The sequence below is a fragment of the Kitasatospora sp. NPDC023120 genome, from assembly GCF_055560835.1.
This window is the reverse complement of record NZ_JBVHHY010000103.1, coordinates 1-2,142: the sequence shown is the minus strand read 5'-3', so window position 1 is coordinate 2,142 and position 2,142 is coordinate 1. Positions and strand designations below refer to the sequence as shown.

At 72.3% G+C, this 2,142-nt stretch carries 1 protein-coding gene; it reads right to left on the bottom strand.

Going from position 1 to position 2,142, the window contains the following annotated elements; all coding sequences use genetic code 11:
• Positions 1-2,142, bottom strand: a 2,142-nt coding sequence (locus tag ACZ3TI_RS40890) for a condensation domain-containing protein (protein ID WP_465735660.1), incomplete at both ends; no start/stop codon positions are given.

Sequence of the window (2,142 nt, the reverse complement as noted above, 5' to 3'; positions counted from 1 at the left end):
AACACCTCGTGCACCGGCTCGAACACCACCACCCGATCGGTGTCGTTCCACTCCACCAACACACGACGCCGCTCATCCACGGTCAACACATCCACCGCGCCCAGCCGCAGCTCCGGGTCGACGGCCACCGCCGCCAGCACCCGCGCCCAACGCTCCGCGATCAGCTCGACCGACTCCGGATCAAACAGATCCGCAGCCGCAGTCACCGCACCGCGCACACCCGCCGGACGGCCCTCGGCATCGAACACCTCACCGACCATCACATCCAGGTCGAACTTCACCGCCGCCCTGGTCATGGAGACCCCGCCGCCACCACGCACGCCCGACAACCGCGCCACCGACCGCGCGTTGTTCTGGACTGTGAGCAGCACCTGGAACAGCGGGTTGCGGGCCAGGGAGCGTGCCGGGGCCAGCTCCTCCACCAGCTTCTCGAACGGCACGTCCTGGTGCGCGAACGCCCCCAGGCTGGTCTCCCGCACCCGGCCCAGCACCTCGCGGAACGACGGGTCACCGGTCAGGTCCGTGCGCACCACCAGGGTGTTGACGAAGAAGCCGACCAGGTCGTCCAGCGCCTCGTCCGTGCGCCCGGCCACCGCCGCGCCGATCGGGATGTCGGTCCCCGCGCCGAGCCGGGACAGCAGCACCGCGAGCGCGGCCTGCAGCACCATGAACATGGTCACGCCCTCGGCCCGCGCCAACTCCACCAGACGGGCATGCAGTTCGGGTGACAATGCCATCGGCACAGTGTGCCCACGGTGACTCGCCATCGCCGGACGCGGACGGTCGAACGGCAGCTCCAACTCCTCCGGCACACCGGCCAGTTCCTCGCGCCAGTACGCCACCTGCCGCGACAGCCGACTCCCCGGTTCGTCCGCCCCGCCGAGCAGTTCGCGCTGCCACAGGGCGTAGTCCGCGTACTGCACGGGCAGTGGCGCCCACTCCGGGGCCCGGCCCTCCGAGCGCGCCGCATACGCGGCGGCGATGTCCCGGGACAGCGGGCCCATCGACCAGCCGTCACTCGCTATGTGGTGCACCAGCAGCACCAGGACGTGCTCGTCCGGGCCCGCCGTGAACAGCCACGCCCGCACCGGCACGTCCGCCGAGAGGTCGAACACGTGCCGCGCCGCCTCGGCAGCCGCGCCTGCCAGCTCCTCCGAGGGGATCTCGACCAGTTCCAGCCCCCACTTGAGCTCGTCCAGCTCCAGGATCCGCTGGTAGGGCTCGCCGTCGGCGACGGCCAGCACCGTGCGCAGCACCTCGTGTCGGCCCAGTACATCCCGCAGCGCCGCGTTCATCGCCTCCCGGTCCACCTCGCCCGAAAGCCGCAGCGCGACCGGCAGGTTGTAGGTGGCGCTCGGCCCCTCCAGCTGCCCGACGATCCACAACCGCTGCTGAGCGAAGGAGAGCGGCAGCCGCTCCGGACGCTCCCCGGCGACCAGCGCCACCCGGGCGACCTGGCCCGCACCGCTGAGCCGGGTGGCCAGCGCGGCGACCGTCGGCGCCTCGAACAGTGCCCGCAGCGGCAGCTCCACCCCGAGCACCGCACGGATCCGGCTGATCAGCCGCACCGCCAGCAGCGAGTGCCCGCCCAGCGCGAAGAAGTCGTCCTCTGCCCCGATGCTCTCCCGGCCCAGCACCTGCTCGAACGCCGCGCACAGGAGCTCCTCCTGCGGGGTGGCCGGACCACGACCGGCACCCGCGACGGCCGCGTAGTCCGGGGCGGGCAGCGCGCGGCGGTCCAGCTTGCCGTTGATGGTCACCGGCAGCGCGTCCAGCACCACCACCGCCGAGGGCACCATGTACTCCGGCAACCGCTGCGCGGCGAACGCGTGGATGTCCTGCGGGAGTTCGCCGTCGGCACCGGCGGCGGCCACCACGTAGGCGACCAGCCGCACGTCGCCGGGCGCGTCCGCACGCGCCACCACTGCGGCCTGTGCTACTCGCGCGTGCTCGGCGATCACGGCCTGGATCTCGCCGAGCTCGATGCGGAAGCCGCGGAGCTTCACCTGGTCGTCGGTGCGGCCCAGGTACTCCAGCGCACCGTCCGCGTTCCAGCGGGCCAGGTCACCGGTGCGGTACATGCGACCGCCCGTGAACGGGTCCGCCACGAAGCGTTCGGCGGTCAGACCCGGACGGTCGAGG